Source organism: Streptococcus sp. KCJ4932 (genome assembly GCF_004352745.1).
Lineage (GTDB): Bacteria > Bacillota > Bacilli > Lactobacillales > Streptococcaceae > Streptococcus > Streptococcus ruminicola.
In genome coordinates this window covers 1-26,697 of the sequence record NZ_SJWW01000005.1, presented here as the reverse complement: position 1 = coordinate 26,697, position 26,697 = coordinate 1, and the positions used below count along the sequence as shown (strand labels likewise).

The window sequence follows — 26,697 nt, the reverse complement described above, 5'->3', positions numbered from 1 at the left end:
TCTATCCCTCTTTAGTTAAAGCCATGTAAATATCGTTCAAACTAGCATCTTCTTTTCCAAAAGCTTGACGCAATTCAGCTAGATTTCCCATTGCACGCACTTGACCATGATGCAAAATCACAAATCGATCACACATTTTTTCAGCAGCATCTAGCACGTGCGTTGACATCAAAATAGCTTTGCCTTTTGATTTTTCCTGCGCTAGCAAATCTGTCAAATCAGAAATCGCCAAAGGATCTAGCCCCAAAAATGGCTCATCAACGATAAACAAATGAGGATCAATCATAAAGGCGCAGACAATCATAACCTTTTGCTTCATCCCTTTTGAAAAATTAATCGGGAACCACTCAAGCTTATCAGACAAACGGAAAAGTTTTAGCAATTCCTTGGCACGCGCCATCGCCTCATCAAAATCAAAGTCATAAGCCATAGCAACCGTCTCTAAATGCTCACGTAAAGTTAACTCTTCATACAAGCTTGGCGTTTCAGGAATAAAGCCAATCTTTTTGCGATACTCTGCTTGGTTATCAACCAAAGTCAAGCCGTCAAGCGTAATCTTTCCTTGATAAGGTGTCAAAAGTCCGATAACTTCATTAATCGTCGTTGATTTCCCAGCACCATTTAGCCCAATCAAGCCGACCAACTCACCGTCACCAACTTCAAAAGAAATATTTTTTAAAACAGGGATATTAATGTATCCACCTGTGACATTTTCAATTTTTAACATAAGCTACCCACATTTTTTTGATATAATAATTATAACAAAATCAAAGGATTATAGGTGATTCAAATGGAAAATTGCATCTTTTGTAAAATTATCGCAGGTGACATTCCGTCATCAAAAGTTTATGAAGACGATAAAGTCTTAGCTTTCTTAGACATTTCACAAACAACTAAAGGACACACTCTCCTCATTCCAAAAGAACACGTTCGTAACGTCCTTGCTATGTCTGAAGAAACATCACAAGAACTCTTTGCGCGCTTGCCAAAAGTTGCGCGTGCTGTTCAAAAAGCGACTGGAGCTGTTGGCATGAACATCGTCAACAATAACGAAGAAGTCGCTGGACAAACCGTTTTCCACGCTCATGTTCATCTCATTCCACGTTATGCTAACGACGACGAATTCTCACTTAACTTCACAGAACATGAACCAGATTTTGAAGCTCTTGGAAAATTAGCAGAGCAAATTGCTAAAGAGGTAGAAGCATGAAATTAAGCTCTTTTATCGCCTTAGGCCTAGCTGGATGCGCTGGATTTACAGCTTACCAAGCTTACCAAAAACGCGAAGAGATTAAAGACGATATCACTGATGCTAACGATATCAGTGACAAAATTGCTGCAGATATTACCAAAATCAACCAAGCGATTGATAATATCAACCAACAATTACCAAAACTTGAAAGCATTAGCCAAGAATTGGACTACAAACGTCGCTTATTTGAACAAGAAAGCAATAGCCGACTTGAACAAATCAAAACGACACTTTCAAAATACCAAGAATTAGAACAATAACAAAAAGTACTGGAAAATTCCAGTACTTTTTGTATGCCTCTCAAATCTAAAATGAAAAGCCGACCAAATAGTCGACTTTTTTATGTTAATATGCATAAGCACTTGCATCTTGTGAATAAGTATCGGTTGAGTAATCACTGTAGCCACTGTTGCTATAATCACTATAACCGGTGTCATAACCTGTGCTATAGCCACTATCATAACTGCTATAATCGCTACTGTAATCACTACTATAATAAGATGAAGTACCGTAAAGATTCTCAGAAAGAACTGCTGTTGTTTTTAATTCCGTGCTTTCTTCTAAACCAAGTTGTTTCTTAATACGGTTTTGCACTTCAAGCAAATGATCAGAACTTACGATTTGGTAAGAAATTTCATTAATCGTTTGTCCTTCACCCTCTAACTGATACGTTTCAATATTTTTTAGAGAGTCCGCATAACCAAGAAGACTTGGAATTGTACTTGATGAAATTTCAACGTTTGTTTGCATGTTCTTACTTACAGCAGATAGAATTTTCTTGTAAGATGACACACTATCAAGAGCTAAGATTTTCTTAAGCACTTTTTGGATAACTTCACGTTGACGTTGTTGACGACCGTAGTCTCCTTTTGGATCTTGGTGACGCATACGTGCGTATACCAAAGCTTGGTCACCATTAATCTTGTGAGTTCCAGGTTCAATTGATGACGTGTATTCTGGCTCTGTCTCTTCAATTGAGATTGGGAAATCAAAATCATTTGTGACTGTGATACCACCTACAGCATCAACCAAGTCGACCAAACCTTGCATGTTGATTTGCATATAGTAATCAATTTTGATATCAAGCAAGTCTTGGATGGTCATGATAGCCATTTGGGCACCACCTGAAGCATAAGCGGCATTCAATTTAGCTTGAGCACCATTCATATCATTATCTTCAGGACCTGTTAATTCAATAAGAATATCACGTTCAAGACTTGTCATTGTTGTCGTCTTTGTCTTAGGGTTAACAGTTACCAAAATCATTGAGTCACTGTTACCTTCCCAAGTTGAATGACGTTCAGAGTCCCCTGTATCAACCCCCATCAAGAGAATCGAGAAAGGTTTTGTCTGTTTAATAGCGTTGCTACTTGAACCAGACGTCTTGTAATCCTTAAACGTTTTTGAGAGCTCACTTGTCGAGAAATTATAAGCACTTGTAATATAAACACCTAATGCAACAACTGTTGTCACAACGATTGCTGCTATCATAAGCAGAATTTTTTTTCCGAGTTTCATTTGTTTACTTTTAGTCTATCAACCTACTCATCAAGTAGACGTCAAGAAATTCTCCATCTTTAGTTTTTGCGCCACGTTCTTTAGTAGCTTCAATCTTAAAACCGAACTTTTCATAAAGGTGAACAGCTCTGCTATTTCTAGCCTGAACCGTCAACTCCAAACGACGAATCACTGGCGTGTGGCAAGCCCAATCAAGAGCAACTTCCATAAGAAGCGAACCGAGACCATATCCCCAGTATTTTTCTTGCACAGCAATGAAAATATCGCCGATATGATTAGTTTGTGGTGAGCTAGTGCTGGATACATTTAAAACACCAGCCAACTCTTTACCAACTCTTACGACCAAGCAAATTTCATTAACAGACTCAAAATGTCGCTCCAAGAAAATCTCCATATCTTCTTGTGACAAAATCGTTTCTGCAACCACAAAATCTGTCTCTTGACTAACCTGACTAAGCAAGTCAACCAAGGCTTTGGCATCAGAGAGTTGGGCTTCTTCAACGATTACCTCTTGTTCAGCCACGTTCTATAGCCTCCGAAAGCTCCTTACTTCGTGGGCCATTAGATTGTAACTCAATGTCACGACCATCTCCTGAAGGAGTGATAATGATTTCTAAATAATCGCCAAGTAAATCTTCTTCTAAAAGTTCACCCCATTCGATGACAGCAACACCATCACCATACAAGAAATCATCCAAATCAATAGAATCTGGGTCATTTCCAATACGGTAAACATCTAAATGATAGAGCGGTAAACGCCCCTCGTATTCCCGAACAATCGTATAGGTTGGGCTCTTAATCATCTGATCGATATCAAGGCCCTTTGCGATTCCTTTGGTTAATGTCGTTTTACCGGCACCAAGATTTCCAGTCAAGACCAGAACATCTCCTGCTTGTAATTTTCGACCGAGTCGATAACCATAAGCCATCAACTCATCTTCATTATGACTATAAAACATGAGTCCATTATATCAAAATTCTGCTTACCTTCCAAGTCTCGCCAGTTTTTTCATAGGTAGATTTTATCCAATAGGCTATTAAATTCACTAATGACAAGCTTTCTACCTCTTTCACCATACAAAAAAAGCCGAAGGTGAGAGAACGTACCTTCAGCTTTTTGTCAAAAACTATATTTTTATAAAATAGCCAAGCTAACGAAATTAAGAATGAATAAGAAGTCAAGAACCCACATAACAGCGTGAACTTCTTTTGCTTGACCTTTTACAATTTTAACTAATGTGTAAGTGATGAATCCAGCAGCGATACCGTAAGTAATGCTGTAGCTGAATCCCATAAAGATTGATGTGAAGAATGCTGGAACAGCTTCACCAAGATCATCCCATTTAACGTTTTTAAGGTTTGAAAGCATCATAACACCAACAATGATAAGGATTGGAGCTGTTGCTTGTGTAGGAACGATTGAAACAAGTGGGCTAAAGAAGCTTGAAATAGCAAATAGTACGGCTACTGTAAGAGCAGTCAAACCAGTACGACCACCAGCACCAATACCTGCAGCAGATTCAACGTAAGTTGTAACGTTTGAAGTACCTGCGATGGCACCTAGTGTAGTACCAACTAAGTCAGAATAAAGGGCACGATCAAGTGCTTTAGACTCTTTGTTTTCACCAGTTGAAGCAATAATACCAACTTTTTCACCAGTACCAACAAGTGTACCGATTGTATCAAAGATATCTGTCAATGAGAAAGCAAGGATTGCCATCAAGACACCTGGAATACGTGAAGCATCTGAGAACAATGAACCAAGACCTTGACTACCGAGAGCTACACCAAAGATTTCTTTCAAATCATTGATTGAAGCAGACAAGTTAGTTGCAGCCCAGTTAACTGAACCAAGATCAACAACACCAATCAAAATACCAACAACTGTTGTTACAGCAATCGAAAGGATAACACCACCACGAATTCCTTTAACGATAAAGAAGATTGAGATAGCAAGACCAATCAAAGCAAGTATAACACCTGGTGTGTTAAAAGCGACCAATCCTGGTGTAGCTGATGCGTTAGCTGTAATTGAAGCAAGACCTTTATCAGCTCCAGTACCAGCTACCGTATAAGTACCAGCATCGATAGAGAATTTCAAGAAGCCGGCATTTTTAATACCAACATAAGCAAGGAAAATACCGATACCAGCTGAAATAGCTGATTTCAATGCTGCTGGAATTGATTCAATAATCAATTTACGAACTTTAGTTACTGTAATAACAAGTGAGATAAGTCCGCAGATGAATACCATCGCAAGAGCTTCTTGCCAAGAGTAACCCAATGAAAAGACAACTGTATATGTGAAAAAGGCGTTAAGTCCCATACCTGGTGCTTGTGCATATGGAAGATTAGCGTAGAAGGCCATCATCAATGTACCTACAACAGCACCGATAATTGTAGCAAGGAACACACCTTGTGTAGGCATTCCAGCTTGTGAAAGGATTGATGGGTTAACGAACAATACATATGACATTGCAAAGAATGTTGTTAAACCAGCAGTTACTTCTGTACGAACATCTGTACCATGTTCTTTAAGTTTAAAAAACTTTTCCATTTTTAAATGGTTTCTCCTTTAATAAGGTTAATAATAGTCGCTTTTTCTTCTATTTCCGAACGACTTATATATTCTACCAAAAGATTGTTCAGTTTTCAATAACTTTATTTAAAATTTTCACGATCTAAAAAAATAAGACATAAAACCTGCAAAAAAGTGAAACCAAGCACGAAATGAATAGCATTCCAGCTAATTACATTCAAAATTTCATCAATAACAAGACCAGGTCTAGTGAAAATATCCCAAGAATTTAACCTTGCATAACGTCCAATATGAATCGCGAAACTCGAAACAAAAGATAGGATTGCAATAAAAAACATTCGGATATAATAATTTTTTAGTTTAAAAGTCACCACAATGTTCTTAACACTTTCAATCCCACATAAAACACCAAATAAAATACTAGATACGTACAGCAGATACAAAATCAAGCTAGTTTTATTCCATAGCACTGAATCTGTAAAATTCATATGAACGATATCGGTTAGCATATAAAAAGTGTTCGGATAAAAAAACAACCATAAGAGACCACTTGACCATCTCACCACTTTTTGCTTTGTACAGTAGGAAAGAAGTGAAAAATCAAGAGCTAGCAGCGCCAAAAACATGTTCCATACCAGATCTGGACCTTGCAAATGGTAATAATAAATGCCAAACGAAATGATTCCAAAAAAGATGTGAATCAAAACATTCTTTTTAACCATATTTCTCCCCCTTTCTTAAGACTTATTATAGCAGAAAAGCACCTAAATTACCCTTTAAAACAAGTAATGGAGACGAGAATAACTCGCCTCCATTTTTCTACTAATCATTATCAAGAACAACAAACATCATGACTTGAACGACCATCAACCCAAGAATAAAAGGCATGTTAATCGTCGATAAAGCTTTCGCCGCTTCTTCAAAGATATTTAAGTGTTGATTAATAATCACTTTCCACGTAATTCCTAATGTTCGGAGTACCTGAAAAAGCAAGCTAGCAAAGAATGCTACTCCCATCACAAAGAATACTTGAATATACTGATTTAACTTCAAAGGTTTTAAAATCATTCGCAAACTTAGTGTCCCTGCAACCAATGAAAATACTAGCACTGCCAAATAAATCATAAATGATGTCATCCCATCAGCAGACCATAAAACAGACGTTGCCCATGATCTATCTGCCACACTGAACAAGACATTTAAATTATTCGGGTAGAAAAAACACCATAAGACAAATGCTGCCACTCGTAGAACAATGTGTTTAAAATAAAAAAAGAAAAATCCCATTTCCACTGTTAACAATGAAAATAGCACATCATTCATCAACCCATTGCTATCTGCATGAAAGAAAGTAATGCTTAAAATAATCCCTAAAGCAAACACATGACTCCAAAAAATTTTATACATTAGCGTAACCTCATTTTTTATTAAAACCATTATATCATACCTACTTTTCTTTTTCTTTGCCACTCTTTTTTGTTATAATAACACCTATGACAAAGAAAAAAATGATTGCTCTTGATTTGGATGGTACACTGCTGCGCAGTGACAATACCATCTCAGATTATACTGTTGATACTATTAAAAAAATACAAGAAAAAGGTCACAAGGTCGTTATTGCGACAGGTCGTCCATACCGCATGGCTCTTGAGCACTACCGCCGCTTACAACTTGAAACACCTATGATTACCTTTAACGGTTCCTTGACACACCTTCCCGAAAAAAAATGGGACTTTGAACACAGCGTCACTATCGATAAACAATACCTGCTTGATGTCCTAGACATCCAAAAAAGTATCCAAGCAGACTTTATCGCTAGTGAATACCGTAAAAAATTCTTCATCAGTGCCGATAATCACGACATCATCAATCCACAACTTTTTGGTGTCGATAAAATCACCGATAAAATGACACTTGATGTAACAAAAATTACCGAAAATCCAAATGGTCTTTTGATGCAAACTCATCACGAAGACAAATATGCTCTTGCCGATGAAATGCGCAAATACTTCAACCACGAAATCGAAATTGATTCATGGGGCGGACCGCTTAATATCTTGGAATTCTCACCTAAGGGCATCAACAAAGCCTATGCTCTCAAGTACTTACTAAAAACTCTAAACATGAACCGAGAAGATTTGATTGCTTTTGGTGATGAACATAACGATACCGAAATGTTGACCTTCGCCGGTACAGGTTACGCCATGAAAAATGCTAGCGACGTACTCCTACCATTTGCTGATAAACAAACAGACTTCACCAACGAAGAAGACGGTGTTGCAAAAGAATTAGCGAAAATTTTTCTATAAATTTCTGAAAAACTTCTTTTTAGGAAGTTTTTTCTTTTTTTCATTGTTTTCAAAACCTTTTCATGATTCTTTCAAAAAACATGCCGTTTTTCCCGAACTTTATTTTGCAATTTATACAATTTAATCGCTTTATTTTGCGGGTTTCTGAAAATTTTTCATGATTTCTGTTATTTTTTCTCAAAAAGCTATTGCATTTTTTGTGAAAACGTTTTACAATAATATCGTTCTTAAAATTTCCTTGGAACGGAAAAGAATTGCCGGACTTGTCCGGAAGGAGATTATTCTTTTTTGTTTCAACGAAAAATAATCATAAGGAGGAAGAACAAGAATGGGTATCGGTATTATTATTGCCAGCCATGGTAAATTTGCTGAAGGTATTCATCAATCAGGTTCTATGATCTTTGGTGACCAAGAGAAAGTTCAAGTTGTAACTTTCATGCCAAGCGAAGGACCTGATGATTTATATGCACACTTCAACGATGCTATCGCACAATTTGATGCTGATGATGAAATCCTCGTACTAGCTGACCTTTGGAGTGGTTCTCCATTTAACCAAGCTAGTCGCGTAATGGGTGAAAATCCAGACCGCAAGATGGCTATCATTACAGGTCTTAATTTGCCAATGCTTATCCAAGCCTACACTGAGCGTATGATGGACGCAAATGCAGGTGTTGAACAAGTTGCCGCAAATATCATTAAAGAGTCTAAAGACGGTGTTAAAGCACTTCCTGAAGAACTCAACCCAGCTGAAACAGCTGCTGCAGCGCCTGCCGCACAAGCTGCTCCTCAAGGTGCTATCCCTGAAGGAACTGTCATCGGTGATGGTAAACTTAAAATTAACCTCGCTCGTATTGACACACGTCTTCTTCACGGACAAGTTGCAACAAACTGGACACCAGCTTCTAAAGCTGATCGTATCATCGTTGCATCTGACACTGTATCTAAAGATGAATTGCGTAAAGGCTTGATCAAACAAGCAGCACCAAACGGTGTTAAAGCAAACGTAGTTCCAATCAAGAAATTGATTGAAGCTTCTAAAGACCCTCGTTTTGGTAACACACACGCACTTATCTTGTTTGAAACACCTCAAGAAGCTCTTGAAGCTATCGAAGGCGGTGTGCCAATTAAAGAACTTAACGTTGGTTCAATGGCTCACTCAACAGGTAAAACAATGGTTAACAACGTATTGTCAATGGACAAAAATGACGTTGCTACATTTGAAAAATTACGTGACCTTGGCGTAACATTCGATGTTCGTAAAGTCCCTAATGATTCTAAAAAAGACTTGTTTGATCTAATCAAAAAAGCAAACGTTCAATAATTTTTGAATAATGCTTCAGGCAGGAACAAAAAGTAAGCGTTTCTATGAAGGGCTTTCACCTGTCAGAAAGATTCAAACTTCCTGTTTTTATCCAAAACATGTAAGCCGTGGTTTCTGGCTTACAATTGCACATTGAAAACTTTTATAAACGAAAGGAACTAGAATAATGTCAGTTATTTCTATTATCTTAGTCATCGTTGTTGCCTTCTTTGCAGGTCTCGATGGTATCCTTGACCAATTCCAATTACACCAACCACTTGTTTCATGTACAATGATTGGTCTTGTAACTGGTCACTTGACTGCAGGTATTATCCTTGGTGGTTCTCTACAAATGATCGCTCTTGGTTGGGCTAACATTGGTGCCGCTGTTGCACCAGATATCGCACTTGCTGCGACTGCCGCTTCAGTAATCATGGTTAAAGGTGGAGACTTCACTTCTAAAGGTATTGGTGTCGCAACTGCCGTTGCCATCCCTCTTGCCGTTGCAGGTCTTGCTCTTACTATGGTTGTTCGTACAATCTCAGTTGCGGTTGTTCACACTGCTGACGCTGCTGCTGAAAAAGGTAATATCGCTGCTGTTGAACGTGCTCACATGTTTGCACTTCTTCTTCAAGGTATCCGTATTGCTCTTCCTATCGCACTTCTTCTTGCTCTTCCAACTTCAACAGTTCAAGGTATGTTGAATGCTATTCCTGACTGGTTGGCAGATGGTATGACACTTGGTGGTGGTATGGTTGTTGCCGTAGGTTACGCTATGGTTATCAACATGATGGCTACAAGCGAAGTTTGGCCTTTCTTCGTACTAGGTTTCGTATTTGCAGCTGTTTCAGACTTCACACTTATCGCTCTTGGTGCTATTGGTGTTGCTATGGCTCTTATCTACCTTAACCTTTCAGAAAAAGGTGGAAATGGTGGCGGAACTGTTTCAGGTTCTGGTGACCCAATCGGCGATATCTTGGAAGACTACTAGAAAGGGGTACAAACATGGCTGAAAAACTTCAATTATCAAAATCTGATCGTAAAAAAGTTTGGTGGCGTTCTACTTTCCTACAAGGTTCTTGGAACTACGAACGTATGCAAAACTTAGGTTGGGCATACGCTTTGATCCCTGCTATCAAAAAACTTTATACATCTAAAGAAGACCGTTCTGCTGCTCTTGAACGTCACTTGGAATTCTTCAATACTCACCCATACGTTGCTGCTCCAATCATCGGTGTAACTCTTGCCCTTGAAGAAGAACGCGCAAATGGTGCTGATATTGATGATACAGCTATCCAAGGGGTTAAAATCGGTATGATGGGACCTCTTGCTGGTGTTGGTGACCCAGTCTTCTGGTTTACAGTTCGTCCTATCCTTGGTGCCCTTGGTGCTTCACTTGCTGCATCAGGTAACATCGTTGGTCCACTTCTATTCTTCTTCGGATGGAACATCATCCGTATGGCATTCTTGTGGTACACTCAAGAACTTGGTTACAAAGCTGGTTCTGAAATCACTAAAGACCTTTCAGGTGGTATCATCCAAAAAATCACTAAAGGTGCTTCAATCCTTGGTATGTTCATCTTGGCTGCCTTGGTTGAACGTTGGGTAAACGTAAAATTCACTGTTGATCTTCCTTCAACTCAATTGTCTAAAGGGGCTTACATCGAATTCCCTAACGGAACTGTTACAGGTGAAAAACTTCAAGAAATCCTTGGTCAAGTTGCACAAGGTCTTAGCTTAACTCAACAACAAGCTAACACACTTCAAGGTCAATTGAACGCATTGATCCCAGGACTTGCTGGATTGCTTCTTACATTCTTCTGTATGTGGTTGCTTAAGAAAAAAGTTTCTCCAATCACAATCATCATCGGATTGTTCATCGTCGGTATCGTTCTTCACGTTATCGGTTGGATGTAATAAAAGAAAGGAAGGATTTCGGTCCTTCTTTTTTTATTATGTTATAATAGACTAAAAGCTTAATCAGAGGAGATGACATGGCTCAATCAATTAATTCTACCGTGGAATTAACGACTACTGGTGTTTCTTACCTTGGTATGGGAGGAAAAGTAGGTAAATTCCTTCTCGGTAACAAAGGTCTTGAATTTTATAGCGACGCTAACGTCGAAGATTATATCCAAATTCCTTGGGAAAACATCGAAAAAATCGGCGCTAACGTTTCTCGTAACAAAGTCAGCCGTCACTTTGAAGTTTTTACAGACAAAGGAAAATTCCTTTTTGCTTCAAAAGACTCAGGAAAAATCTTAAAAGTGGCTCGCCAACATATCGGAAACGACAAAGTTGTTCGTATGCTTACGCTTGTTCAAGTCCTTATGAAAAAACTAACAGGATTTGTCAAAAAGAAATAAATCTAGTATAATAAATAGTACGGATAAGTAAGAGTGGAGCTCTTTCAGAAAGTCTGCGGTTGCTGTGAGCAGATAGAGCGACAGGTCTGAAATTCTACCGTTATATCAATTAAAAATAGAAATTAAGTGCACAGGATGTGAAGCTGGATGGAACCGCGCGATTGCGCTCCAGCAGTTAACATGCTGTGCTTTTTGTTCATCTGGGCACAGCTAACCCTATGAGCGCTAAAAAAACTGGAGGAAACTTATGTTAGACATCAAACGTATTCGTAACGATTTCGACGAAGTCGCTAAAAAATTAGCTACACGTGGCGTTGCTGCTGAAAAACTTGCTGAACTTAAAGAACTTGACGACAAACGTCGTGAATTGCTTGTTAAATCTGAATCAGCTAAAGCTGAACGTAACACTGCTTCTGCAGCTATCGCTCAAGCAAAACGCAACAAAGAAGACGCTTCTGAACAAATCGCTGCAATGCAAAAATTGTCAGCAGACATCAAAGCTACTGACGCTGAACTAGCTGAAATCGATGAAAAATTATCTGAATTCACAGCCACACTTCCAAACATCCCTGCTGCTGATGTTCCTGTCGGTGCTGACGAAGACGAAAACGTTGAAGTACGTCGTTGGGGTACACCTCGTGAATTCAACTTTGACATCAAAGCTCACTGGGATCTTGGTGAAGACCTTGATATCCTTGACTGGGAACGTGGTGCAAAAGTTACTGGTTCTCGTTTCCTATTCTACAAAGGTCTTGGAGCTCGCCTAGAACGCGCTATCTACAACTTCATGTTGGATGAACACGCAAAAGAAGGCTACACAGAAGTTATTCCTCCATACATGGTAAACCATGACTCTATGTTTGGTACTGGTCAATATCCAAAATTCAAAGAAGACACATTTGAATTGGCTGATTCTGACTATGTTCTTATCCCAACTGCTGAAGTCCCACTTACAAACTACTACCGAGGTGAAATCCTTGACGGTAAAGAACTTCCAGTTTACTTCACAGCGATGAGCCCATCATTCCGTTCAGAAGCTGGTTCAGCTGGTCGTGACACACGTGGTTTGATTCGTCTTCACCAATTCCACAAAGTTGAAATGGTTAAATTCTCTAAACCTGAAACTTCATACGATGAATTGGAAAAAATGGTTGCTAACGCTGAAAACATTCTTCAAAAACTTGGTTTGCCATACCGCGTTATCACACTATGTACTGGAGACATGGGATTCTCAGCTGCTAAAACTTACGACCTAGAAGTTTGGATTCCAGCTCAAAACACTTACCGTGAAATCTCAAGCTGTTCAAATACTGAAGACTTCCAAGCACGTCGTGCACAAATCCGTTACCGTGATGAAGCTGATGGTAAAGTTAAACTTCTTCACACACTTAACGGTTCAGGTCTTGCGGTTGGACGTACAGTTGCTGCTATCCTTGAAAACTACCAAAACGAAGATGGTTCTGTAACAATTCCAGAAGTACTTCGTCCATACATGGGTGGAGCTGAAGTTATCTCACCTAAATAATAAACCTAAAACACCTACTAATCACTTGATTAGCAGGTGTTTTTCTATAAGAAAAAATCCCCTTTGAACCATCCTCAAAATCAAGAAAATGATTTCTATGACTTGAGGCTAGTACAATGTGGGATTTTTAAAATTTTCTAAAGCGTTGATAACGATTTTCAAGTAATTGGTTCAAAGGAAGTTGGCTAAGCTCCTCTAGTTCAGAAATAAGATTTGTCTTAATCATCTCAACGATTTCGCTTGAGAAATAACCATGTTCTGGAATCACTTTATCGATAACTCCCATATTGTAAAGTTCTCCAGCTGTTATTTTCATCAGTTCTGCTGCTTCGGTTGCACGTGAACCATCTTTCCAAAGGATTGAGGCAAAGCCTTCTGGGCTCAAAATCGCATACATGCTGTGTTCAAGCATCCAAACCTTATCAGCTACAGCGAGCGCTAAAGCACCACCAGAGCCGCCTTCTCCAATGATAATAGCAATAATCGGCACCTTAAGATCACTCATCTCAAGCAAGTTACGCGCAATTGCTTCACCTTGTCCGCGTTCTTCTGCACCAACACCTGGATAAGCTCCAGCAGTATTGATGAAAGTAATGACAGGACGACCGAATTTCTCAGCTTGTTTCATCAAGCGAAGCGCCTTGCGGTAACCTTCTGGATTCGGTTGACCAAAATTGCGTTTTAGATTCTCCTGTAAATTTTTCCCTTTTTGAATACCAATAACTGTCACAGGACGACCGGCAAGTCGAGCAATTCCCCCAACGATTGCTCCGTCATCAGCAAAATGACGATCTCCATGAAGTTCCATAAAGTCATCAAAAATCAAATTAGCATATTCTAAGGTTGTCAAACGCCCTTGATCACGCGCTTCTTTCAAAATTCTTGATACGTCGCTACTCATTTGGCACCTCCATGAAACGCAACTAATTTAGCAATAGTGTCTGGCATTTCTGTACGCTTGACAATGGCATCCACAAAACCATGTTCCAAAAGAAACTCAGCTCTTTGGAAATCTTCAGGTAAGTTTTCACGCACCGTTGTCTCAATAACACGACGACCGGCAAAACCAACCAAGGCTTGCGGTTCTGCTAGAATAATGTCACCTTCCATGGCAAAACTTGCTGTCACCCCTCCTGTTGTAGGGTCAGTCAAGATTGTCAAATAGAATAAACCAGCTTCAGAGTGACGTTTAACAGCAGCTGAAATTTTTGCCATTTGCATCAAACTCATGATACCTTCTTGCATACGAGCACCACCTGACGCTGTAAAGATGACAACAGGTAGTTTTTCAGCAGTCGCCATTTCAAATAAACGCGTGATTTTTTCGCCGACGACTGTTCCCATTGAAGCCATGATAAAGTTAGAATCCATGATAGCAAGCGCTACTTTTTCCCCTTTAATCATAGCTTTACCAGTCACGACAGCCTCTTCAAGCCCTGTCTTTTCACGCATTTTAGCTAATTTTTCCTGATAACCAGGAAACTTAAGTGGGTCACTTGTTTCAAGCCCAGTAAAGAGTTCTTCAAAACTCCCTTCATCTACTGTAATCGCCAAACGTTCTTTAGCAGAAATACGGAAGTTATAAGAACAAGCTGGACAAATCTTTGCAACCCCTAAGTCTTTTTGATAAATCATGTGCTTACAAGCTGGACACTTAGCAAATAATTCATCAGGAACCTCAGGAACTTCGCGAGGTTCCGCTTGTTTAATAGAGTTATTGGGAGTAATTCGGATGTACTTATCTTTTTTACTAAATAAAGCCATGAAATCTCCTAATCATTTTCCTTATTGTAGTTTGGTAAGAATGTCTCCATCAAGAATGAAGTATCATAATCCCCTGCAATCACATGCTCATCACAAATCAAATCCATTTGGAATTCAACGTTTGTTGTTACACCTTCAATTTCCAATTCATAAAGGGCACGTTGCATTTTCATCAAAGCATCAAAACGATTTTCACCATGAACAATGATTTTTGCAATCATACTGTCGTAATATGGTGGAATGGTATAGCCATGATAAACCGCAGAATCCACACGTAAGCCAACACCACCGCTTGGCAAATACAAATCAGTGATTTTACCAGGACTTGGTGCAAAGTTAAATTTCGGATTTTCAGCATTGATACGACATTCGATAGCATGACCTGTGATTTTAATATCGTCTTGTGTCACAGACAACTCTTGCCCTGCTGCAATACGAATTTGTTCTTTGACAATATCAACACCAGTGACGAATTCTGTTACAGGGTGCTCAACTTGAACACGCGTATTCATTTCCATGAAGTAGAATTGTGATGTCTTTTCATCGAGCAAGAATTCAATCGTACCTGCATTTTCATAGCCAACGGCTTTTGCTGCGCGTACAGCTGCATCACCAATCTTACCACGAAGGGTTTTACCGATAGCAATTGATGGACTTTCTTCAAGTACTTTTTGGTTATTACGTTGAAGCGAACAATCACGTTCACCAAGGTGAACCACATTACCGTAAGAATCCCCTAAGATTTGAACTTCGATATGGCGAGCTGGGTAAACCACTTTTTCAATGTACATGGCACCATTCCCAAACGCTGCCAAAGCTTCTTGAGAAGCTGACTCAAAAGCTGGTACAAGGTCTTGAGCTGATTCAACTTTACGGATTCCTTTACCGCCACCACCAGCTGAGGCTTTTAGCATCACTGGATAGCCAAGTTTTTCAGCAACTTCAAGCGCTTGATCTGCCGTAAAAACTTCACCATCTGATCCAGGAATAACCGGAACATTAGCTGCAATCATTTCAGCACGGGCATTGATTTTATCTCCCATCTTATCCATGATTTCAGCACTTGGTCCGATAAATTTGATGTGCATTTCTTCACACATGGTTGCAAATTTTGAGTTTTCACTCAAAAAACCAAATCCAGGGTGAATGGCTTCAGCACCTGTTACAATAGCAGCTGACAAGACGGCATTCATATTAAGATAAGAGTCTGTCGAACGAGCTGGACCGATACAAATTGCTTCATCAGCCAAAATCGTATGCAAAGAATTTTTATCAGCTTCAGAATAGACAGCTACCGTATTGATTCCCAATTCACGTGCCGCACGAATAATTCGCACCGCAATTTCTCCACGATTGGCAATTAATATTTTTTTAAACATACGTCTGCTTTTTCCTCCTATTTGGAATGTATTAGCATTCCAGTCAAAATTCTTTTTTTGTCACAGTTTACGTTAAACTACTATTTCTTAACTACCAATAGCAAACGTCAATGTGCCAGAAGCTGCTAATTTCCCATCAACTTCTGCTTTTGCCTCAACCACAGCAATCGTACCACGGCGTTTGACAAATTTCGCTGTCATAATCAATTGGTCACCTGGAACAACTTGTTTTTTGAAACGCACTTTATCCATTCCAGCATAAAAGACCAATTTCCCTTTATTTTCTTCTTTTGAAAGTTCTAGAACACCTGCTGTTTGAGCAAGAGCTTCCATGATGAGAACCCCTGGCATAACAGGGTATTCTGGAAAGTGACCGTTAAAAAATGGTTCATTGATTGTCACATTTTTAACAGCAACAATTTCATCATCACTCACTTCAAGCACACGGTCAACCAAAAGCATTGGGTAACGGTGTGGTAAAGCTTCACGAATTTGTTTAATATCAATCATTTAATACGTACCAATCCTTGTCCAAATTCAACAACGTCTTCGTTATTTACCATCACTTCTGTCACGATACCATCTTTTGGAGCTGGAATTTCATTCATGACTTTCATAGCTTCAATGATTAACAATGTTTGCCCTTTTTTAACAGCATCACCAACTGATACAAAGGCTGGTTTATCTGGAGCTGGTGCAAGGTAAGCAACCCCAACAAGTGGGCTTGGTACTTCTTCACCTTCAGCAAAAATATCAGTATCAGCTGCTACTTCAGCCTCAGCAGGTGCTGCTTGTGGTGCTTGTGTCGCAGCCACTTCAACAGGAGCTGAAACAGGTGCAGCTGTAGCAACTGGTGCTACAGGCGCAGTGTATTCATTTTTACTAAATGTTAATTCAGACTCACCTGTTTTAAATGAAAATTCACGTAGGCTTGACTGGTCAAATTGAGCCATCAAGTCTTTTACTTCAGAAATATTCACGCTTAAGCCTCCCAACGTTTAAATGCTAGAACAGCATTGTGTCCGCCAAATCCAAATGTATTTGAAATGGCATATTCTAATTCTGCTTCTTGACCTTGTCCGTAAACTACATTTGCTTCGATGTCTTCTGACAATTCACGAGTACCAGCAGTCATTGGAATGTAGTTGTGGCGAATTGCTTCGATAGTTGCGACAGCTTCAACAGCACCAGCAGCACCAAGAAGGTGTCCAGTGAATGATTTTGTTGAAGAGACTGGAACATCTTTACCAAGGACAGTTACGATAGCTTTGCTTTCACCTTTTTCATTAGCTTGAGTTGATGTACCATGTGCGTTAACATAGTCAACATCTTCTGGTGAAATACCAGCTTCTTTGATAGCCAATTCAATAGCTTTTGCAGCACCTGAACCATCAGGAGTTGGTGTTGTTTGGTGGTAAGCATCACAGTTGCTACCATAACCAACAACTTCAGCAAGAATTGTTGCACCACGTTTTTGAGCGTGTTCAAGACTTTCAAGAACAAGCACACCAGCACCTTCACCCATAACAAAACCATTGCGATCTTTATCAAATGGAATAGCAGAGCGAGCTGGGTCTTCTGTTGTAGAAAGGGCAGTCAAAGCATTGAAACCACCAATACCAATTTCATTAATTGTAGATTCAGCACCACCAGCTAAAATCACGTCATGGTAACCGAATTTAATTTCACGGAATGCTTCACCGATAGCATCGTTAGATGAGGCACAAGCAGTTGTGATTGATTTACATACACCACGCGCACCAATACGAAGAGCAATGTTACCAGCAGCCATATTTGACAAAGCTTTAGGGATGAACATTGGTTGAATACGTTTGATACCTTTTTCGTGCATACGAATGATTTGTTCTTGCATTTCTTGCAAACCACCGATACCAGATGATACGATGACACCAGTACGGTCACGATCAACTGTATCCATATCAAGTTTTGCATTTTCAAGAGCTTCTAAAGTCGCATAAATCGCATAAAGTGAATATTGATCCATGCGGTTTTTATCTTTACGAACAAAATATTTATCAAAAGGAAAATCATGGATTTCCCCAGCATTATGAACTGGGATTTCAGAATTATCAAATTTAGTAATTGGTCCGATACCAATTTTACCATCATGAAGATTGTTCCAGAATTCTTCTGGTGTATTTCCGATAGGGGATGTTAAACCGTAACCTGTTACTACAACTCTATTTAATGTCATTTTTGTCTCCTTTTAAGAGAAATTATACTTCTAATTTTAAACTATTACAGCAAAGCAAACAATAGTTTACATTGCCATACCACCATCAATTGCAATGACTTGTCCAGTCAAGTATTCTTGCTCAGCTAAGAAGCTTGCTACTGTTGCCACTTCTTCAGCTTTACCGATACGTTTCATCGGAATACCTGCCAAAATAGCTTCTTGCATTTTTTCAGGAATCGCATCTGTCATATCTGACTCGATAAATCCAGGAGCAATAGCATTGACTCGAACACCACGTGCGGCAACTTCACGCGCAACTGATTTTGTAAAACCAATCAAACCAGCTTTTGAAGCTGCATAGTTTGCTTGACCTACATTTCCTGTCAAACCAACAACGCTAGATAAATTAATAATAGCACCCTGACGCGCTCTCGTCATCGGTTTCAAGACTGATTGTGTCATGTTGAAAGCACCTGTCAAATTCACTTTAAGCACTGATTCAAAGTCAGCTTCAGTCATTTTCAACATCAATTTATCATTTGTGATACCAGCATTGTTAACCAAAATATCAACAGAACCAAGTTTCGCGATTGCTTCATCAACCATGCGTTTAGCATCATCAAATTGTGACACATCACCAGAAATGGCAGCAACTTTCACTTGATAATCTTTAAAGCTATCAAGCAATTCTGCTGAAATTTCTGAACGACCGTTAAGCACTACATTAGCCCCAAGGCTTGCAAAACGGTGGGCAATAGCTAAACCAATTCCGCGGGTTGACCCAGTTACAAAAACATTCTTATTTTTGATATCCATGACTATCTCCTATTTTTCTAGCAAAACACTTAAGCTTGCTTCGTCTTCAACACTTGCTGTTGGAATACTTCTATCAATTTTACGAAGGAAGCCACTCAAAACTTTACCTGGACCAATTTCAATAACTTCTGTCATGCCAAGCTTACGCATGGTCTCGATAGAATCATAAAAACGAACTGGTTCTTTCACTTGTCTAGCAAGTAAAGCTTTGATATCACCGTACTGCATGACTTTTGCTTCTGTATTTCCAATCAAAGGAATTTCAAAATCAGAAAAAGTCACTTTATCAAGTACTTCTGATAAACGTTTGCTAGCAGGTGCCAACAAAGCAGTGTGGAAAGGTCCTGAAACTTTCAAAGGAATCAGGCGTTTCACACCAGCTTGCTTAAGCAATTCCACAGCATAATTCACAGCTTCAGTCTCACCACCAATCACAATCTGTGCTGGTGTATTATAGTTAGCTGGTGTCACTACGCCTTTAATAGAAGCTTTTTGACAAATCTCTTCAATAAGAGACGCTTCTGTATTCATGACAGCAACCATTTTCCCAGTTCCAGCTGGAGCTGCAGTTTCCATAAATTCTCCACGTTTTGCCACCAAAGCAACAGCATCTTCAAAGTTTAAAGCTCCTGAAGCTACCAAGGCTGAATACTCACCAAGTGAAAGCCCTGCAACCATATCTGCTTTAAAGCCCTTCTCTTGCAATAAACGATAAATCGCAACAGAAGTTGTCAAAATAGCTGGCTGTGTATAGCGTGTTTGATTTAATTTATCCTCTTCCTTATCAATTAAATCACGAAGATTATAGCCAAGAATAGAACTAGCTTGATCAAAAGTCTCCCTTACAATAGGATATTTTTCGTATAAATCACTTGCCATTCCAAGTTTTTGAGCCCCTTGACCAGCAAATAAAAAGGCAGTTTTCGTCATTAAATCCTCCCAAACGGAATTTGATTTTTTATTTAAATAGAAATTTTAATCTTTCTCAATATCAGCCCAACGTTTAGCTTCTTCTAAGATAACTTCTTGAGCTCCATAGTAGAGATCTTTTAAGATTTCTTCACATGTTTCTTCTTTACGAATCAAACCTGCGATTTGACCTGCCATGACTGAACCAGTCACAACATCACCATCGACAACAGCATTACGCAAAGCACCTGCTCCCAATACTTCGATGTCTTCTTTTGTCTTACGACCTGCCAAGAAGTCTTTCTCTGCGTGAGCATATGATGTTGTCAATTTATTTTTAACGGCACGTACTGGATGTCCAACGACAGACGCAGAAATAACCGTATCAATATCTTTTGCTTTTAAAATTTTGTCTTTGAAGTTTTGGTGAGCATTAGATTCTTTGGCAACAGCAAAGCGAGTTCCCACTTGAACGGCTTCAGCACCAAGCATAAAGACAGCTGCTGCACCACGTCCATCACCGACACCACCAGCACCAATAACTGGAATACTAACCGCATCAACAACTTGACGCACAAGAGTCATTGTTGTCAATTTACCAATATGACCACCAGCTTCCATACCTTCAGCGATAACCGCATCTGCACCAAGTTTTTCCATACGTTTTGCAAGCGCAACACTAGGAACAACTGGAATGACAGTGATACCTGCTTCGTGAAAACGTTCCATGTATTTACCTGGATTACCAGCACCAGTTGTGACAACTTTGACCCCTTCTTCAATCACAAGATCAACAATGTCATCAACAAATGGTGACAAAAGCATAATATTAACACCAAAAGGTTTATCAGTAATTTGTTTAACCTTATCAATATTTGCTTTAACAACTTCTTTAGGGGCATTACCACCACCGATAATACCTAAACCACCAGCGTTTGAAACGGCACCAGCCAAGTCACCATCAGCAACCCAAGCCATACCTCCTTGAAAAATTGGATATTTGATATTTAATAATTCTGTAATACGTGTTTTCATGTTAAACCTTCTTAGTCTTTACCAAACAATAATTTGATAGTCAAACTATCATAATAAGAAGAGAGGGAGTAAGATAAGTTTTCGCTTACTAGCAACCTATCCCACAGCCCTTTCTACTAAATATATAGTGGAGTTAGTTTTTAATCCCAACTCCAGCCATGTCATTATTTTGTTTTTTCTTCAACGTAAGCAACCAAGTCACCTACAGTGTTAAGACCTTCTTCAGTTTCGATTTGGATATCAAATGCATCTTCAATTTCAGAAATTACTTGGAAAACATCAAGTGAGTCAGCATCAAGTTCATCGAAAGTAGTTTCCAATTTAACTTCTTCTGCTTCTTTACCAAGTTCTTCAACGATAATTTCTTGTACTTTTTCAAATACTGCCATGATTAATTTCTCCTTAATAAATATATATAATATCTCATGCTATAATGCACAAGTTTGTAACTAGATTTTAACAATTAGACTTCCCCATGTCAAACCTCCACCAAATCCTGATAGAAGAATTGTCTGAGAACCATCTAATTTGATAAGTCCCTTATCCACTGATTCTGATAAGAGAATTGGAATACTCGCCGCACTGGTATTACCATATTCCATCATATTTGCCAAAAACTTATCTCGGTCAATAGACATTTTTCGTGCCATTTTATCCAAGATGCGAATATTAGCCTGATGCAAAAGCAAATAGTCAAGATCTTCAGCTGAAACTTCAGAAGCATCAATAAGAGTCTTGATACTCTTAGCCACATCTCTGATTGCAAAATCAAAGATAGCCCTACCATCCATTTTCAAGAACTTATCATCCTCTTCTTTTTCAGAAAATGGTGAAGACAAGCCAACTTTGGCTGATGTCAAGCTAAGACCACGACTTCCATCAGTATTTAATGATTCTGCTAGGAAATATTTTGTTTCTGTTGCTTCAAGCAAAACACCACCAGCACCATCACCAAATAAAACTGAAGTGCTTCGGTCAGACCAGTCCAGTGTTTTTGACAATGTTTCAGCACCAATGACGATACCGCGCTTATAGATACCCGATTGAATAAATTTATCCGCAGTCGAAAGAGCAAACACAAAGCCACTACATGCTGCTGTCACATCCATGGCAAAAGCATTTACAGCACCGATATTTCCTTGAATACGAGCTGCTGTTGACGGCATCAGACTATCAGGGGTAATTGTTGCAACAATGATGAAATCAATATCCACAGCTGATAAACCAGCTTTTGAAAGTAGTTGCTTGGCAACTTGCGTCCCTAAATCACTAGTTGTTTCATCTCGAGTGATATGTCGTCTTCTAATTCCCGTACGTGATGAAATCCATTCATCGCTGGTGTCCATGATTTCAGACAAATCATCGTTTGTAATCACTTGTTCAGGGGCATAGGCTGCTGCCTGAGCAATTCTTGCAAATACCATTATTACATTAACTCCTCAAGAAACTTGTGAAGATTTTTAAGCCCTCTCAAAAGAGCTTCTAGTTCTTCTTCATTCATGTCTTCCGCAATATGAGAAACCATATTTTTGTGGAATTTATGATGAAGCCTATCTAATAATCTTCCTTTTTTTGTCAAAGTTAAATGAACCACACGACGGTCCAATTTCGAACGTCGTCTTTCAATATAACCTTTTGCCTCAAGCTTATTTAAACTAGTGGTTATTGTACCGAGGGTCAACATCAACTCACGTGCAATATCACTTGGAGTCACATTAGAATTCTTACCAATAATCTCAATGGTATGCATTTCCTTTAATGAAACATCGTTGAATTGACTTGTTCGCAAACTAGTCTCTTCGATAACCTGAACACGATTAAAAATATCAACCAAATATTCATTAATTCTATTATAATCCAAGATTTCACCTCCTAAATAAACTTTGACAATCAAAGTATATCAAACATCAAAATATTTTGCAAGGTATTTCGGGTCAAACTGGAAAAATAATTTGAAAATCAAACTATTATTTACATTACTTTCCTGAAAATTTCGGACGGCGTTTTTCAGCAAAAGCACGAACACCTTCTTTGAAATCTTCCTTAAAAGCTAATTCTTCTTGAAGTTGCAATTCAAGTTTTGTATAGTCTTCCCAGCCTTCATATTGGGCTTTCCAAGACATTTCCTTGATGGCACGGTATGAATTAATTGAACCGCGAAGCAGACGTTTCGTTAACTGATTTGTCGTTCTTTCTAGTTTTTCAGATTCACAAAGACGATAAACAATGCCATATTCAAAGGCTTTTTCTGCATTTACCCCTTCACCAGTCATAGCTAACTGAACCGCACGTGTTGTTCCGATAGCGCGACTCATCAAGAAAAGTCCTCCAGCATCAGGAGCAAGACCAACACCAACAAAGGCTTGAATAAATTTGGCTTTTTCACTTGCGACCACAAAATCCGCCGCAACAGCCATATTTGCTGCTGCACCAGCAACCGCACCATCTACGCTCATAATCACTGGTTTTGGTAATTTTTTCATGGCAAAGGAAATTTTATTAACTAAACTTGCAATTTCAACTAGTGATTCGACGTTATCAGATTCAACCGCACGTTGCATCTCAGCCAAGTCCCCACCAATTGAAAAGACTTTACCAACTGCTTGAATGACCAAAATTTTCACAGAATCATCTGTTTTCACTAAGTCTAAAACCTCAAGAATTTCTTGACAAGTTGGAATATTAAAACCATTCGAAATATCTGGGCGATTCAAGGTCAAAGTTGCGACTTCTCCCTTTTCATAAATCACATTATCGAAAGACATCTACCTACCTCCATCAGATGTGATAAAAATAGTTTGATAATTTAACTATTTAGCACCAGCTATTTTAGCACATTATTCATTGATAAATCAAGAAAAAAATCACATTTTGATTAATTTAGTTTGATTTATTAATATTTAAACTATCAAACTATTATTCAAAAAAAGTAGGATTACCCCTACTTTCATCACATTATTTGCTTAATTCTTCAATAACTTGTGTTAGATTATTCACCAGACGACTTGCCTTACTTTGGTTCATATCAAATAACTGATCTTCAATTGCCCAAACCTCTAAATCGGCAGAAACACCAGCCTGAATACCTTTTTCGCTGTCTTCAATAACTAGCGTTTCATCATTGTTAAAACCAAGTTGTTTTCGTGCTTCTTGATAAATCGCAGGATGTGGTTTTCCTTTTTCAAATTCCTCACCTGATAAAATCACTGAAAAATACGCTAACAACTGAGTTTCTTCAAGAGCTTTCAAAATATCATGTTTAGTTGAACTAGAAGCAAGCCCTAAACGGTACCCCTTCTCAAAAAGTCCTTTGACCACTTTAAAAGTATCTTCAAAAATCAAGTCTTTGTAAGGAAGCGGATGCGTTTTTTTGTAAATAGAATACTCTTTTTGTAGCTGATCAGTATCCCATTTGTCCAAATCGTCACGCAAAATGTCTGGCCAAATTTGTTTCATATTGCCACCGATAAAAAAGCTAGGCGGTAAGTGCTTTATACTAATCCCTTTGTCAGCCAAGAACTTCTCGCGACGGCGATAATAAAACGTTTCAGTATCGAATAAGACACCATCCATATCAAAAATAATTGCTTTAAATTTTTCCATTCCTCTATTATACTATCTTTTTATTTGAAAAACTACTGACAAATTTTCAGAATTTTGCTATAATTGTATACAAATTTTAGAAAAGTGGAGAAGGTCATGAAAGTAATCAAATTTGGTGGTAGTTCACTGGCTTCGGCTGAACAACTAAAAAAAGTTTTGAATATTGTAAAATCTGATAATGAACGACGTTTTGTTGTTGTATCAGCACCCGGAAAACGTAACTCAGAAGATACTAAGGTAACCGATGCTCTTATTAAGTATTACAAGAACTACACCTCAGGTGATGATGTCACTGCTGCACAAGAATGGATTATCAACCGTTACCAAGCCATTGCAGATGAGCTTGGACTCAGTTCATCAATTATGAGCAAAATTGCAGGTGCGATTACAAATCTTGCAACACTCCCAATTGAATGTAACAAATTCCTATATGACACATTTCTTGCAGCTGGTGAAGATAATAACGCTAAGCTTGTAGCAGAATTTTTCCGTAAAAATGGACTCAATGCACGCTATGTTCACCCTAAAGAAGCAGGTATCATTGTTTCAAGTGAACCAGGAAATGCTCGTATTCTTCCATCAAGCTATGATAAGCTTGAAGAATTGCGTGACTCAGAAGAAATCCTTGTTATCCCAGGCTTCTTTGGAGTTACAGTTGATGGCCAAATCTGTACTTTCTCACGTGGTGGTTCAGATATTTCAGGTTCTATCGTTGCTGCAGGTGTCAAAGCAGACTTGTATGAAAACTTTACTGATGTCGATGGTATCTTTGCAGCTCACCCAGGAGTGGTTCACAAACCTCACACAATCCAAGAATTAACATACCGTGAAATGCGTGAACTTGCTTATGCTGGATTTTCAGTGCTCCACGATGAAGCACTTATTCCTGCTTACCGAGGTAAAATTCCTCTCGTCATCAAAAATACAAACAACCCCGAACACCCAGGAACACGTATTACATTAAAACACAGTGGGCCTACAGTTCCTGTTATTGGTATCGCTGCTGATGACGAGTTTGCAAGTATCAACTTGTCTAAATACCTTATGAACCGCGAAGTCGGTTTTGGTCGCAAAGTCCTTCAAATTCTTGAAGACTTAAACATCCGTTGGGAACACATTCCAACAGGTATCGATGACATGTCAGTCATCGTTCGCGAACGTGAACTTACACCAATCAAAGAACAAGAAATCACTTCATACTTAACTCGTGAACTTGGCGTAGATGAAGTCGATATCGAACACAATCTTTCAATCATCATGATTGTAGGTGAAGATATGAAAAACCATATTGGTGTCACAGCAACAGCAACCAAAGCACTTTCAGATAGACACATTAACTTGGAAATGATTTCTCAAGGATCAAGCGAAGTATCTGTCATGTTCGTTACACAAACAGAACACGAAAAAGAGGCAGTTCGTGCCCTATACAAATCCTTCTTCCGATCAGAAGAGTAAGCAAAAGGCCAGAATAATCTGGTCTTTTCTTATGGTCTAAAATCTGAGAAATACGGTTCAATGCTTTTTAAAAAGGCTTTCTTCCCTTCAAAACGTTCCCCACGAATCACTTTTTCCAACTTCAGTCGGTCTTCTGTTCCCAATGTTCTTCGTAGACGAGCTAAGCTATCCTGATAAGCCACGTAATCTGCGACTTCAAAGAAAGATACCTGGGGCACACAGTGACTAATATCACCGATTTCCTCATAAGGCATGCGATTAAATTTCCGTTTAAAGGATTCCTGATGGCGGATAGTATCTTTAACATGGTTAGAAAATTTTGTTTTAAAGTAACTATAGCGTTTGCCTTCATTAATTAAAAGGTCTGGATGCTCCTCTAAGAGTTGAAAGAAAACAATTCTACCCTCTTGAATCCAATCCTCATAGTCCCAGAGTTTAACAAAATAATGACGGCGTAATTTTAAAATAATTGGTTTAACCGTTTGAAAATAGCGTTCAAAATCCACTGCTACGATCTCCTTTTTCCTTTTTATTGTTAAGGTACCCTTATTATAGAAAGGATTAGGAAAAAGGAACATGACAAAAATGTCCAAATGAATGCAGAAAAAAAGCAACTCAATGAGTTGCTCTCCGTCTACCGCTTTTAAACTCCGCCAGTAGGACTCGAACCTACGACATCATGATTAACAGTCATGCGCTACTACCAACTGAGCTATGGCGGATAAATGCT

General features: G+C 38.8%; 31 protein-coding genes and 1 tRNA gene. 9 read left to right on the top strand and 23 right to left on the bottom strand.

Annotated features, from left to right (window positions below; genetic code table 11):
- Position 1: 1 nt before the first annotated feature.
- A complete protein-coding gene (locus E0E02_RS03195) occupies positions 2-727 on the bottom strand; it encodes an ABC transporter ATP-binding protein (protein WP_133017823.1) in 726 nt (241 codons plus the stop codon).
- Positions 728-790: 63 nt separating this feature from the next.
- On the opposite strand from E0E02_RS03195, the gene E0E02_RS03190 reads away from it, so the two are divergent.
- Complete coding sequence (locus E0E02_RS03190; RefSeq protein WP_074565143.1) at positions 791-1,210, top strand: HIT family protein; 420 nt, start codon at positions 791-793, stop codon at positions 1,208-1,210.
- The gene (locus E0E02_RS03185; RefSeq protein WP_133017822.1) at positions 1,207-1,512 is read left to right on the top strand and encodes a hypothetical protein; all 306 of its coding nucleotides are present in this window, start codon (positions 1,207-1,209) and stop codon (positions 1,510-1,512) included. The genes E0E02_RS03190 and E0E02_RS03185 overlap by 4 nt, the downstream gene beginning before the upstream one ends.
- Positions 1,513-1,597: 85 nt before the next feature.
- Here the strand turns inward: E0E02_RS03185 and E0E02_RS03180 are convergent, their stop codons facing one another.
- The 6 genes from E0E02_RS03180 to E0E02_RS03155 all read right to left on the bottom strand — a co-directional run bounded on the left by E0E02_RS03180 (position 1,598) and on the right by E0E02_RS03155 (position 6,716).
- The gene (locus E0E02_RS03180) at positions 1,598-2,770 is read right to left on the bottom strand and encodes an LCP family protein (protein WP_074603723.1); all 1,173 of its coding nucleotides are present in this window, start codon (positions 2,768-2,770) and stop codon (positions 1,598-1,600) included.
- A 10-nt stretch (positions 2,771-2,780) separates the two neighbouring features.
- Positions 2,781-3,293: a GNAT family protein gene (locus E0E02_RS03175; RefSeq protein WP_133017821.1), complete on the bottom strand. Its 513-nt coding sequence runs from the start codon at positions 3,291-3,293 to the stop codon at positions 2,781-2,783.
- On the bottom strand, positions 3,286-3,729 hold the full coding sequence (gene tsaE, locus E0E02_RS03170) for a tRNA (adenosine(37)-N6)-threonylcarbamoyltransferase complex ATPase subunit type 1 TsaE (RefSeq protein ID WP_074561333.1): 444 nt from the start codon (positions 3,727-3,729) through the stop codon (positions 3,286-3,288). The genes E0E02_RS03175 and tsaE overlap by 8 nt, the downstream gene beginning before the upstream one ends.
- Positions 3,730-3,905: 176 nt before the next feature.
- The gene (locus E0E02_RS03165; RefSeq protein WP_133017820.1) at positions 3,906-5,327 is read right to left on the bottom strand and encodes an NCS2 family permease; all 1,422 of its coding nucleotides are present in this window, start codon (positions 5,325-5,327) and stop codon (positions 3,906-3,908) included.
- A 104-nt stretch (positions 5,328-5,431) separates the two neighbouring features.
- Positions 5,432-6,031, bottom strand: coding sequence for a DUF1361 domain-containing protein (locus E0E02_RS03160; protein ID WP_133017819.1), 600 nt, complete (start codon positions 6,029-6,031; stop codon positions 5,432-5,434).
- A gap of 100 nt (positions 6,032-6,131) precedes the next feature.
- Entirely contained in the window at positions 6,132-6,716 is a 585-nt protein-coding gene (locus tag E0E02_RS03155) for a hypothetical protein (RefSeq protein WP_039696001.1), read from the bottom strand.
- 86 nt (positions 6,717-6,802) lie between these two features.
- On the opposite strand from E0E02_RS03155, the gene E0E02_RS03150 reads away from it, so the two are divergent.
- From E0E02_RS03150 to serS, 6 genes are all read left to right on the top strand, one after another.
- Positions 6,803-7,618 (top strand): HAD family hydrolase, encoded by an 816-nt coding sequence (locus E0E02_RS03150; protein WP_133017818.1) that lies wholly within the window; start codon positions 6,803-6,805, stop codon positions 7,616-7,618.
- A gap of 328 nt (positions 7,619-7,946) precedes the next feature.
- Positions 7,947-8,939, top strand: a complete 993-nt coding sequence (locus tag E0E02_RS03145) for a PTS sugar transporter subunit IIB (protein ID WP_133017817.1) — start codon at positions 7,947-7,949, stop codon at positions 8,937-8,939.
- A 166-nt stretch (positions 8,940-9,105) separates the two neighbouring features.
- Positions 9,106-9,909 carry a PTS mannose/fructose/sorbose transporter subunit IIC gene (locus E0E02_RS03140; protein ID WP_074565154.1) on the top strand — a complete coding sequence of 268 codons (804 nt, stop codon included), beginning with the start codon at positions 9,106-9,108 and terminating at the stop codon, positions 9,907-9,909.
- A 14-nt stretch (positions 9,910-9,923) separates the two neighbouring features.
- A complete protein-coding gene (locus E0E02_RS03135) occupies positions 9,924-10,835 on the top strand; it encodes a PTS system mannose/fructose/sorbose family transporter subunit IID (RefSeq protein WP_074565156.1) in 912 nt (303 codons plus the stop codon).
- Positions 10,836-10,912: 77 nt separating this feature from the next.
- The gene (locus tag E0E02_RS03130; protein ID WP_074603739.1) at positions 10,913-11,284 is read left to right on the top strand and encodes a DUF956 family protein; all 372 of its coding nucleotides are present in this window, start codon (positions 10,913-10,915) and stop codon (positions 11,282-11,284) included.
- Positions 11,285-11,531: 247 nt separating this feature from the next.
- On the top strand, positions 11,532-12,809 hold the full coding sequence (gene serS, locus E0E02_RS03125; protein ID WP_133017816.1) for a serine--tRNA ligase: 1,278 nt from the start codon (positions 11,532-11,534) through the stop codon (positions 12,807-12,809).
- 127 nt (positions 12,810-12,936) lie between these two features.
- Here the strand turns inward: serS and E0E02_RS03120 are convergent, their stop codons facing one another.
- From E0E02_RS03120 to E0E02_RS03055, 14 genes are all read right to left on the bottom strand, one after another.
- Positions 12,937-13,710, bottom strand: a complete 774-nt coding sequence (locus tag E0E02_RS03120; RefSeq protein ID WP_074565159.1) for an acetyl-CoA carboxylase carboxyl transferase subunit alpha — start codon at positions 13,708-13,710, stop codon at positions 12,937-12,939.
- Entirely contained in the window at positions 13,707-14,573 is an 867-nt protein-coding gene (gene accD / locus E0E02_RS03115) for an acetyl-CoA carboxylase, carboxyltransferase subunit beta (RefSeq protein ID WP_133017815.1), read from the bottom strand. Before accD ends, E0E02_RS03120 begins: the two co-directional genes overlap by 4 nt.
- A gap of 8 nt (positions 14,574-14,581) precedes the next feature.
- A complete protein-coding gene (locus tag E0E02_RS03110; protein WP_039695979.1) occupies positions 14,582-15,952 on the bottom strand; it encodes an acetyl-CoA carboxylase biotin carboxylase subunit in 1,371 nt (456 codons plus the stop codon).
- Between the two features lie 87 nt (positions 15,953-16,039).
- Positions 16,040-16,462, bottom strand: a complete 423-nt coding sequence (fabZ, locus tag E0E02_RS03105) for a 3-hydroxyacyl-ACP dehydratase FabZ (RefSeq protein ID WP_003067515.1) — start codon at positions 16,460-16,462, stop codon at positions 16,040-16,042.
- Positions 16,459-16,932, bottom strand: a complete 474-nt coding sequence (gene accB / locus E0E02_RS03100) for an acetyl-CoA carboxylase biotin carboxyl carrier protein (protein WP_133017814.1) — start codon at positions 16,930-16,932, stop codon at positions 16,459-16,461. The genes fabZ and accB overlap by 4 nt, the downstream gene beginning before the upstream one ends.
- Before the next feature lie 2 nt (positions 16,933-16,934).
- A complete protein-coding gene (gene fabF / locus E0E02_RS03095; protein WP_006531083.1) occupies positions 16,935-18,167 on the bottom strand; it encodes a beta-ketoacyl-ACP synthase II in 1,233 nt (410 codons plus the stop codon).
- Positions 18,168-18,233: 66 nt separating this feature from the next.
- The gene (gene fabG / locus E0E02_RS03090) at positions 18,234-18,965 is read right to left on the bottom strand and encodes a 3-oxoacyl-[acyl-carrier-protein] reductase (protein WP_074603749.1); all 732 of its coding nucleotides are present in this window, start codon (positions 18,963-18,965) and stop codon (positions 18,234-18,236) included.
- Positions 18,966-18,974: 9 nt separating this feature from the next.
- Positions 18,975-19,895, bottom strand: a complete 921-nt coding sequence (fabD, locus tag E0E02_RS03085) for an ACP S-malonyltransferase (protein ID WP_039695984.1) — start codon at positions 19,893-19,895, stop codon at positions 18,975-18,977.
- 45 nt (positions 19,896-19,940) lie between these two features.
- Positions 19,941-20,909, bottom strand: a complete 969-nt coding sequence (fabK, locus tag E0E02_RS03080; protein WP_074603751.1) for an enoyl-[acyl-carrier-protein] reductase FabK — start codon at positions 20,907-20,909, stop codon at positions 19,941-19,943.
- A gap of 164 nt (positions 20,910-21,073) precedes the next feature.
- A complete protein-coding gene (locus E0E02_RS03075; RefSeq protein WP_006531079.1) occupies positions 21,074-21,298 on the bottom strand; it encodes an acyl carrier protein in 225 nt (74 codons plus the stop codon).
- 60 nt (positions 21,299-21,358) lie between these two features.
- The gene (locus tag E0E02_RS03070; RefSeq protein WP_133017813.1) at positions 21,359-22,333 is read right to left on the bottom strand and encodes a beta-ketoacyl-ACP synthase III; all 975 of its coding nucleotides are present in this window, start codon (positions 22,331-22,333) and stop codon (positions 21,359-21,361) included.
- A gap of 2 nt (positions 22,334-22,335) precedes the next feature.
- Positions 22,336-22,770: a MarR family transcriptional regulator gene (locus E0E02_RS03065; protein ID WP_039695988.1), complete on the bottom strand. Its 435-nt coding sequence runs from the start codon at positions 22,768-22,770 to the stop codon at positions 22,336-22,338.
- A 115-nt stretch (positions 22,771-22,885) separates the two neighbouring features.
- A complete protein-coding gene (locus E0E02_RS03060; RefSeq protein WP_039695989.1) occupies positions 22,886-23,674 on the bottom strand; it encodes an enoyl-CoA hydratase in 789 nt (262 codons plus the stop codon).
- Between the two features lie 190 nt (positions 23,675-23,864).
- A complete protein-coding gene (locus tag E0E02_RS03055) occupies positions 23,865-24,512 on the bottom strand; it encodes an HAD family phosphatase (RefSeq protein WP_133017812.1) in 648 nt (215 codons plus the stop codon).
- Positions 24,513-24,608: 96 nt separating this feature from the next.
- Between E0E02_RS03055 and E0E02_RS03050 the strand changes: the two genes are divergently transcribed.
- Positions 24,609-25,967: an aspartate kinase gene (locus E0E02_RS03050; protein WP_133017811.1), complete on the top strand. Its 1,359-nt coding sequence runs from the start codon at positions 24,609-24,611 to the stop codon at positions 25,965-25,967.
- Between the two features lie 29 nt (positions 25,968-25,996).
- On the opposite strand, the gene E0E02_RS03045 is transcribed toward E0E02_RS03050, so the two are convergent.
- Complete coding sequence (locus E0E02_RS03045; RefSeq protein WP_133017810.1) at positions 25,997-26,473, bottom strand: sigma-70 family RNA polymerase sigma factor; 477 nt, start codon at positions 26,471-26,473, stop codon at positions 25,997-25,999.
- Between the two features lie 142 nt (positions 26,474-26,615).
- Positions 26,616-26,689: transfer RNA gene (locus E0E02_RS03040), tRNA-Asn, on the bottom strand.
- Positions 26,690-26,697 lie beyond the last annotated feature (8 nt).